Origin of the sequence: Paenibacillus sp. FSL H8-0548, assembly GCF_038630985.1 — a bacterium.
Classification (GTDB): domain Bacteria; phylum Bacillota; class Bacilli; order Paenibacillales; family Paenibacillaceae; genus Pristimantibacillus.
The window spans coordinates 1-10,000 of the sequence record NZ_CP152049.1; the positions used below are offsets into that span (position 1 = coordinate 1).

General features: G+C 44.8%; 8 protein-coding genes. 7 read left to right on the forward strand and 1 reads right to left on the reverse strand.

The features are described 5' to 3' along the window. The 6 genes from dnaA (at position 1) to gyrB (ending at position 6,359) form a co-directional block, all read left to right on the forward strand. A complete protein-coding gene (gene dnaA, locus MHI37_RS00005) occupies positions 1-1,356 on the forward strand; it encodes a chromosomal replication initiator protein DnaA (protein WP_076339280.1) in 1,356 nt (451 codons plus the stop codon). A gap of 228 nt (positions 1,357-1,584) precedes the next feature. After that, on the forward strand, positions 1,585-2,727 hold the full coding sequence (gene dnaN / locus MHI37_RS00010; protein WP_076339279.1) for a DNA polymerase III subunit beta: 1,143 nt from the start codon (positions 1,585-1,587) through the stop codon (positions 2,725-2,727). Between the two features lie 39 nt (positions 2,728-2,766). Next, positions 2,767-2,982 carry a S4 domain-containing protein YaaA gene (yaaA, locus tag MHI37_RS00015; RefSeq protein WP_076339278.1) on the forward strand — a complete coding sequence of 72 codons (216 nt, stop codon included), beginning with the start codon at positions 2,767-2,769 and terminating at the stop codon, positions 2,980-2,982. A 27-nt stretch (positions 2,983-3,009) separates the two neighbouring features. Then, a complete protein-coding gene (gene recF / locus MHI37_RS00020) occupies positions 3,010-4,119 on the forward strand; it encodes a DNA replication/repair protein RecF (RefSeq protein WP_076339277.1) in 1,110 nt (369 codons plus the stop codon). Between the two features lie 31 nt (positions 4,120-4,150). Further along, the gene (locus tag MHI37_RS00025; RefSeq protein ID WP_012772007.1) at positions 4,151-4,402 is read left to right on the forward strand and encodes an extracellular matrix/biofilm biosynthesis regulator RemA family protein; all 252 of its coding nucleotides are present in this window, start codon (positions 4,151-4,153) and stop codon (positions 4,400-4,402) included. A 46-nt stretch (positions 4,403-4,448) separates the two neighbouring features. Further along, positions 4,449-6,359, forward strand: a complete 1,911-nt coding sequence (gene gyrB / locus MHI37_RS00030; protein WP_076339276.1) for a DNA topoisomerase (ATP-hydrolyzing) subunit B — start codon at positions 4,449-4,451, stop codon at positions 6,357-6,359. A 32-nt stretch (positions 6,360-6,391) separates the two neighbouring features. Here gyrB and MHI37_RS00035 read toward each other — a convergent pair whose 3' ends face one another. Next, a complete protein-coding gene (locus tag MHI37_RS00035) occupies positions 6,392-7,165 on the reverse strand; it encodes a YheC/YheD family protein (RefSeq protein WP_076339275.1) in 774 nt (257 codons plus the stop codon). A gap of 285 nt (positions 7,166-7,450) precedes the next feature. Between MHI37_RS00035 and gyrA the strand changes: the two genes are divergently transcribed. Continuing rightward, entirely contained in the window at positions 7,451-9,934 is a 2,484-nt protein-coding gene (gene gyrA, locus MHI37_RS00040) for a DNA gyrase subunit A (protein WP_076339274.1), read from the forward strand. Positions 9,935-10,000 lie beyond the last annotated feature (66 nt).

Here is a 10,000-nt window from a genome sequence, read left to right on the forward strand (position 1 = left end):
GTGGACAGCCATACCTATGATTTATGGCAGCAAGTGTTGTCGATCATCCAGACTAAATTAAGCAAGCCTAGCTTTGACACCTGGTTCAAAGCAACAAAGGCTTCCTTTGTCGATGATTCCATGCTTGAAGTAACAGCGCCGACAACATTTGCGGCCGAATGGCTGGAGGGCCGTTATACAAAACTTATTAGAACGACGCTTTACGAATTTCTAGGGAGACAAGTGGATGTTCGCTTCTCTATAGAAGAACCAAGAAGCTCCGAGCCTGCTTATGTATTCCCGCCCAAAGCGGTATTTTCACCTGCCATGAGCGAAGAAGCAACACCTACTCATATGCTTAACCCGAAGTATACATTTGATACATTTGTTATTGGCGCTAATAACCGTTTCGCCCATGCTGCCTCGCTTGCAGTAGCTGAAGCGCCCGCCAAAGCTTATAATCCTTTGTTTCTATACGGTGGAGTTGGGCTTGGAAAAACCCACTTAATGCATGCAATAGGCCATTACATTATGGATCATAATCCGAATACGAAGGTTCTATACATTTCGTCGGAGAAGTTTACGAATGAATTCATTAACGCGATCCGTGATAACCGCGGCGAAAGTTTCCGTACCAAATATCGCAATATCGATGTGCTTCTTATTGACGATATTCAATTTTTGGCTGGGAAAGAGCAGACGCAGGAAGAATTTTTCCACACCTTTAATGCTCTACACGAGGAACGAAAGCAAATTGTCATCTCAAGTGACCGGCCTCCAAAGGAAATTCCGACACTTGAAGAGAGATTGCGTTCTCGCTTTGAATGGGGTCTTATAACCGATATTCAGCCGCCGGATCTAGAGACAAGGATCGCCATATTGCGCAAGAAGGCGAGAGCTGAAAATCTTGATATTCCTAACGAAGCGATGATCTACATCGCAAATCAAATTGATACAAACATTCGTGAACTGGAAGGCGCTCTAATTAGGGTTGTAGCCTATTCATCCCTTATAAATGCTGATATCACGTCCCATCTAGCAGCTGAGGCGCTTAAGGACATCATCCCTTCAAGCCGGCCTAGAATGATAACCATGCATGATATTCAGACCAAGGTTGGAGAGTTCTATGGGCTGCGGCTAGAGGATTTCAAAGCGCGGAAACGAACGAAAGCAGTAGCTTTTCCAAGGCAAATTGCTATGTATTTATCACGGGAGCTAACTGACTTCTCACTTCCCAAGATCGGCGAAGCATTTGGTGGACGCGATCATACAACCGTCATCCATGCGCACGAGAAAATTACACAGCAGCTTAAGATTGATCAGGACCTCTACAAAATCGTTCAAAACCTGGCCGAAAAAGTCAAAAATCATATGTGAACAACTAAGCAAGCCTATGCACACGCTATGCACATGTGGATAGGCTTGCTTTATCAGTCTTCCACGGGGTTATCCACATATTCAGTGCCCCTACTACTACGACTACTAAAAATCTTTAAATAAACATCATCAAATACGCGTAAACGGCTAAAGCCTCATTCAAAAAAAAATCGTATCTTTCGCGATCATTTTTTCGATAAATTTATAAGAACGCTAGGAGTGAAAAAAATGAAATTAACGATTTCAAAAAACGAACTAAACGATGCAATTCAACAAGTAGCGAAGGCTGCTTCTTCCAGACCTGCAATTCCAATTCTAGGTGGTATCAAAATTGAGGTTACCCATCTAGGCGTAACGCTTACAGCCAGCGATACGGATATTTCCATTCAAAGCTTTATTCCAGTGGAAAAAGATCAATTCGTTATTGCACATGTCGAAAAACCAGGAAGCGTCGTTTTGCCAGCAAAGTTTTTTGTCGAAATCGTAAAAAAACTCCCTTCTGAACAAGTCACTATTGACGTAAGCAACACATTTCAAACGATTCTTCGTTCCGGATCAACAGAAATTCAGATGGTTGGACTTGATCCTGAGGAATTTCCTTACTTACCGTCAATTGAGCAAAACGAAGTGCTGCAAATGCCTGGTGATCTATTAAAAGCGATGATTCGCCAAACCGTGCTAGCTGCTTCAGCAAGCGAACAAACGCCAATTTTGACAGGTGTGCTATGGAATCTGCTTGAAGGGGAACTTAAGTTTATCGCTACTGACCGTCACCGTTTAGCGAGCAGAACAGCCCAAGTGGACACCGAGGCAGCATTCAAATTCAGCAATGTCGTTATTTCAGCGAAAACACTATTAGAGCTCGCAAAGCTCGTTCCCGAGCACAATGCGCTCGTAGACATCGTTGTAGCAGACAATCAAGTTCTATTTAAGCTTGGAAACGTATTGTTCTACACACGAATTTTGGACGGCGTCTATCCCGATACTTCTAAGATTATTCCGCAAACATTCAAAACAGAACTTGTTCTTGATACAAAAAATGTAATGGATGCCATCGACCGCGCTTACTTGATGTCACGTGAGGAAAAAACGAATATCGTTCGTCTCATAACCCTCGAGGATGGACTGATTGAAATTTCCTCAAGCTCCACAGAGCTTGGAAGAGTGACAGAGCAGGTTGAAGCTAAAGAATTTAATGGCGAGCCGCTTAGAATTGCATTTAACTCAAAATATATGCTGGATGTACTTAAAGTCATTGACAGCGAGCAGCTGTTCATCGGTTTTACAGGTGCAATGAGCCCGATCATTATCCGTCCAATGGATCACGCCTACAGCATGTACGTTATTTTGCCTTACCGGACAACTGGCTAGAGCCAAGAGCGCAAGCATAGAGAGGAATGACAATTTTCGATGAAAGAAATTGAAATTAAAACGGAATATATAACTTTGGGCCAATTTTTGAAACTGTCCGATTGCATTTCCTCCGGTGGTCATGCTAAATTTTTTCTACAAGAGAACACGGTTTTAATTAATGGCGAAGCTGATAATCGCAGGGGCAGAAAGTTATACACAGGGGATAAAGTAGAAGTTGAAGGCTGCGGCGTTTTTACAGTAAGTAAAGCGTAACGCACCAATGGACCGGGAGGTCAAAATGTGTTTTTAAAGAACATACAGCTGCAAAATTACCGCAACTATAGCGAGCTCGATTTACAAACGGCTAATAAAGTAAATGTATTTCTCGGGCCGAATGCCCAGGGAAAGACCAATTTGCTGGAAGCGATATTCGTGCTTGCGCTAACGAAGTCACATCGTACATCGAAAGATAAAGAGCTAATCGGCTGGCAGGCTGAGACGGCTCGCATCACAGGCGAAGTAGATAAAAAATACGGATCCATCAAGCTGGATCTTCTTTATTCAGCACAAGGCAAGAAGGCAAAAATCAACGGACTAGAGCAGCGAAAGCTTAGCGATTTCATAGGCTCAGTCAATGTCGTGATGTTTGCGCCAGAGGATCTTGAAATCGTAAAAGGAACGCCGGGTATACGAAGACGGTTTCTCGATATGGAAATCGGACAAGTGCAACCTGGCTATTTGCATACACTCCAGCAGTACGGCAAGGTGCTTCTACAGCGGAACAATTTCTTGAAGGCTTCCTACTCTGGAGGCGCAAATCAGACGATGCTTGATGTGTGGAATATGCAGCTTGCAGAGCATGGTGTTAAAATTATGAAAAAAAGGAAACACTTTATACATAAATTACAAACGTTTGCAGAACAAATCCATGCAGGCATTACAAACGGTACCGAACAGCTCACAATCGTATACCGTCCTTCATTTGACGTGGATGCCCAGCAAGATGAAACTGTTTTATTTGAGCAATTTATGATAAAGTTAACACAAGTGAAAGATCAGGAGATTCGCAGAGGTGTTACGCTAGTGGGACCGCACCGCGACGATTTGGCATTTTATATCAATGGCAAAGAAGCGCAAACTTTCGGCTCCCAAGGGCAGCAGCGAACGACGGCCTTATCTTTAAAATTGGCAGAGATAGAGCTGATAAACGAGGAAATTGGAGAATATCCGATTTTGCTGCTTGATGATGTGCTGTCAGAGCTTGACCGCAATCGTCAAACACAGCTTATTGAGACATTTCAAAGCAAAGTACAAACCTTTATTACAACGACCGGCCTTGAAAGCGTGGATGTCAGCAGGCTTCAGGATGCCGGCATCTACCATGTGCATGAAGGCCGAGTGACGCGTTAAGGGTGCCAATAGGAGAGGTGAGGAAGAGGACATGTACATCCATTTGGGCGGTGAGAAAATAATTCGTGCTGCAGAGCTGGTGGCCATATTTGATATTTCCATCGAGCAGTCCTCTAAACTATCCAAGCAATTCGTTGCGGGAGCACGCAAGCGTAAGGACGTTGAAACGATAGGCGAGGAAGAGCCGAAATCGATCGTTGTAACAAAGCAGAAAATATATTATTCGCCTATTTCATCCTCTACGCTCAAGAAACGTGCCCATCATTTTGCGGCAAATGGCTAGAGTGAAGGCGATCAGGAACAGCAGTTGAGAGGAGCAGTGAAGTTGCATGTCTTTGGAGCAGCATACGTATGACGAGAGTCAGATACAGGTTCTGGAAGGATTAGAGGCAGTACGCAAACGTCCGGGGATGTACATTGGCTCGACTAGTGGAAAAGGTCTTCACCATCTCGTATGGGAGGTTGTCGATAACAGTATTGATGAGGCTCTGGCCGGTTATTGTTCGAGAATCGAAGTTATCGTGCATGAGAATAACAGCGTTACCGTTATTGATAATGGACGCGGAATTCCCGTAGGCGAGAATGCAAAACTGAAAATATCGACGCTAGAAGTCGTTATGACTGTTTTGCATGCAGGTGGTAAGTTCGGCGGTGAAGGCTATAAAGTATCCGGGGGCTTGCACGGGGTCGGCGTATCCGTTGTGAACGCGTTGTCCGAGCTCGTCATTGTTCAAGTAAAACGTGAAGGCAAGATCTATCAGCAAGAATACCGCAAAGGTGCGCCTCAGTATGACATTAAGGTTATAGGTGAGGCTACTGAAACAGGTACGCAAGTTACATTTACGCCTGATAGCGAAATTTTTACGGAAACAAGAGAGTTTGATTATGAGATATTGCAGTCTCGCATCCGTGAGCTTGCATTTTTGAATAAAGGCATTGAGCTTGTGCTTACAGATGAGCGGACAAATATATCAAACACGTTTAAGTACGAGGGCGGTATTATTGAGTTCGTCAAATATTTGAACCGTACTCGCGATGCTCTTCATGAGCAGCCGATCTATGTGGAAGGTTCAAAGGACCATATCCATGTAGAGGTCGCGTTGCAATATAACGACAGCTATACGGAAAACATTCATTCATTTGCGAATAATATCAATACACATGAAGGCGGTACGCATGAGTCCGGCTTTAAGAGTGCATTGACACGAATAATTAATGATTATGGCCGTAAGGCTAGCCTAATCAAAGATAATGAATCGAATTTCTCCGGTGATGATGTTCGTGAAGGGTTAACGGCGATCATTTCTGTCAAAATACCTGAGCCGCAATTCGAAGGACAAACGAAAACTAAGCTTGGCAACAGTGAAGTGCGCGGGATTGTAGAATCCTTCTTTGCCGAGAAACTGCAGGAATTCCTAGAGGAGAATCCTGCGGTATCTCGGAAAATTGTAGAGAAGGGGCTGCAGGCTGCTCGTGCACGTGAAGCCGCGCGCAAAGCTCGTGAACTGACTCGTCGCAAGAGCGCGCTTGAAGTTGGATCACTGCCAGGTAAACTTGCCGACTGCTCATCGAAGGATGCTTCCATCAGTGAGCTTTACATCGTAGAAGGTGACTCTGCAGGCGGCTCTGCAAAGCAAGGACGTGATCGTCACTTCCAAGCCATATTGCCGCTGCGCGGAAAAATCTTGAACGTAGAGAAGGCGAGACTTGATCGTATTCTCGGCAATGCTGAGATCAGAACGATTATTACTGCGCTTGGCACGGGCATAAGCGATGATTTTGATTTAGCTAAGGCGCGTTATCACAAAATCGTTATTATGACCGATGCCGACGTGGATGGCGCTCATATTCGCACGCTGATGCTGACGTTCTTCTATCGCTATATGCGCCAAATTATTGATGCAGGCTATATTTATATTGCTCAACCACCGCTCTTCAAGGTTGAACGGAATAAGGTTATTCGTTACGCGCAAACCGAAAAGGAACGGGACCGTATCATCGCTGAGTTTGGTGAAGGCGTTAAGGTTAACGTTCAACGTTATAAAGGACTCGGGGAAATGAACGCAACTCAGCTGTGGGAAACGACGATGGATCCCGAAAGTCGGACTATGCTGCAGGTAACGATCGACGATGCGATTGAAGCTGATGTGATGTTTGATACACTTATGGGCGATAACGTAGAACCGCGTCGTGAATTTATCCAGAAATATGCGAGATATGTCACGAATCTAGATTTCTAAGAAGTCATGTACTGCTAAGAAGCAGTCGCCCATTATGGACGACTGTTTCTTTTTTTGAAACGTCCATAATGAACGGCGTAGCGGTAAACCCTTTGGAAGACGACTTGGTCAGGAAGCTTGCGAAAGATAAAAGGGTCTGGGCATGTATTCACTTCGAGTATCCAAGGATGCAGCGTTGCATCGACGGCAATGTCGACACCAAGCTCTTTTATTCTCGGATAAGCAGATTGCAATTGATTAGCAATGGATATGCTAAGCTTTCTTAATCGGTTTTTGAAGGATGCAAGTTCGGATAGGGTAGTATGATCACCCATAAGCCTCTCAAGTGACATTGGCGTACCGCCGCTGTGATAGTTGGTTACGATTTTTCCAGGATGGGCGAGTCGGCCGATTATGCCGGTAGCCTCCCACACATTATGCGGATTTTTTTGGACCATGACGCGAATGTCGAAGCGCCGGTTCAAATGGCGCAGCAGATGAATTCCTTTTTGAACGATATAGCGGCGTTTTTTCTTTTGTTTCATTATCCCTTTGTAAAGCTGTTCGAAAGTGGAATAAAACTTGATCTTTGTATCGAGCTGGTAACGGTAGCCGAGCGAGGGTACCGTCGTTCGTTCTACACGAATGACCCCTTTTCCAAAGGTACCGTTTATCGGTTTGACGTAAACCATGCCATACTGTCTCAGCATTGATTGGAGGCTGCTGCGTCCGAACAGCTTTGTAGAGGGCATGTATTGGCGCAGATAATCAGATCGAAGCATTATTTTTGTTTTTGCCCACTTACTCTTAATGCGTTGAATGCTCACGATTTTTCTCCTCTCGTATTGCTTTTTTCCTGTTGAGGGTTTCAAATGATGCAGGAGACAGACTTGGAATTGAGTGGTATAATAAAAGTTGGGTCTGTTTATTTTATGGCAGATTTTCGTGTATGGAGAGCGGCAAATCACCTATTTTTGATAACAAATGATGCGAGATTTTAAAGAATTCCAAAAGCATGGGCCAAAAAGGTTTATATGCCCGCTTTTTGAGAAAGTAATATAAGAGTTATTGTGATTTAAGAGTAGCTATAGATGGCGTCAGGGAGGTAAATCATGGCGGAAGAACAACGTGTATCTATAAGAGAGCGGGACATTGGTACAGAGATGCGGGATTCATTTATGGATTACGCAATGAGTATCATTGTAAGCCGTGCTCTTCCCGATGTTAGGGATGGTCTAAAGCCTGTGCATCGTCGTATTTTGTTTGCAATGTCTGAACTAGGCATGTCACCAGATAAGCCCCACAAGAAATCCGCAAGGATTGTTGGGGAAGTTATCGGTAAGTATCACCCGCATGGTGATACAGCTGTATATGAATCCATGGTGCGGATGGCACAGGACTTCTCCATGCGTTATATGCTCGTCGATGGACACGGAAACTTTGGATCGGTTGATGGTGACAGCGCTGCTGCCATGCGTTATACAGAGGCGCGTCTCTCGAAGATAGCCATGGAGCTATTGCGTGATATCAATAAAGACACAATTGATTTTATACCGAACTACGATGGCGAAGAATCAGAGCCAGTGGTTTTGCCAGCCCGCTATCCCAACTTGCTTGTAAACGGAGTTACAGGGATTGCTGTAGGTATGGCTACCAATATTCCGCCTCATAATCTAAACGAGGTTATTGATGGTGTACAAGCATTAATCGAAAATCCTGATATTACGCCAGTTGAGCTCATGGATTATATTAAGGGCCCGGATTTCCCGACCGCTGGTTTTGTAATGGGTCGTCAGGGCATTAGGCAAGCCTATTTAACTGGACGAGGTTCAGTAACGATGCGTGCACGTGCGACAATTGAGGACAATAACGGCAAAGCTCGTATTATTGTGCATGAGCTGCCTTATCAAGTCATTAAAGCGCGTTTGGTTGAAAAAATTGCAGAGCTGGTTCGTGAGAAGAAGCTCGAGGGTATCACGGATCTGCGCGATGAATCAGATCGCAATGGTATGCGTGTCGTTATAGAGCTTCGCCGAGATGTGAATCCAAACATCGTGCTGAACAATCTCTTCAAGCATACGCAGTTGCAAACAAACTTTGGTATCAATATGCTTGCCCTCGTAAATGGCGAGCCGAAGACGCTTAATATCCGTGACATGCTCTATCATTATTTGCAGCATCAAATCGTAGTTATTCGTCGACGCACGGAATTTGAGCTGAAGAAGGCTGAAGCTAGAGCCCATATTTTAGAGGGCTTGCGTATCGCGCTTGACCATTTGGATGAGGTAATTGCCTTAATCCGTGGATCTCAGACAGCAGACCAAGCACGTGAAGGATTGATTACGAGATTTTCTCTTTCTCACGAGCAAGCACAGGCCATTTTGGATATGCGCCTCCAGCGTCTAACTGGACTGGAAAGAGACAAAATTGAAGCGGAATACACAGAGCTTATGCGTAAAATTGCTGAATATAAGGCTATTCTAGCCGATGAGCAGCTTGTGCTTGATATTATCAGCACAGAGCTTGCAGAGCTGAAGGAACGTTTTGGCGATGAACGACGCACGGAGTTAATGGCTAGCGATGAAGAAATTCTGGACGAGGATCTTATTCCACGTGAGGATGTTATCATCTCTATTACCCACTCGGGCTATATCAAGCGTTTGCCAGTCGGAACTTACCGCAGCCAGAAGCGCGGCGGTAAAGGTGTTGTCGGCATGGGCACGAAGGATGACGATTTCGTCGAGCATCTCTTTGTATCTAATACGCATCATTACCTGTTGTTCTTTACGAACAAAGGAAAGGTGTATAAGCTCAAGGCCTATGAGATTCCTGATCTGAATCGTACTGCGCGTGGAACGCCGATTATCAACCTTATTCAAATTGAACAAGGTGAGACGATCAATGCGGTCATCCCTGTGCAGGAATTCGACTCCGAGCATTTCTTGTTCTTTGCTACGAAGCAAGGGGTTGTCAAAAAGACTCCGCTTGATGATTATGTCAACATCCGTAAGGTCGGCTTAATAGCGATCTCGCTTCGTGAGGATGATGATTTAATAGGCGTGAAGCTGACTGACGGCAACCAGGAAATTATTATGGGGACGGCTCAAGGGATGTCCATTCGTTACTCAGAGCAGGATGTCCGCTCAATGGGACGTTCCGCGACTGGAGTCAAGGGGATTCAACTTGATGATAACGATATCGTTATTGATATGGACGTAATCGTACCAGAGAAGGATATTTTGATTGTAACCTCTAATGGTTACGGCAAGAGAACCCCTGTGGTAGACTACCGTATCCAAAATCGCGGCGGTAAAGGAATCAAGACGCTTAACGTAACGGACAAAAACGGACCGATCGTATCCCTCAAGGTTGTTGAGAACGATGAGGACCTTATGATCATGACCGCATCGGGCACAATGATCCGTACCAGCATGGAAGGCATCTCAACGATGGGCCGGAACACGCAGGGGGTAAAACTCATTAATACACGCGAGGACGATACGGTTGCTACGGTTACCCGTGTCGCACGCAGTGAAGAAAATGATGTGCTTGATGAGGATGAAGAGGTAGAAGGCGGAGAAACACCAATCGAATAACAATAGTGAATGCAGCTGGGGCTAGCATCATAAGGCTCCAGCTGATACATTACTGCAAAGCATATT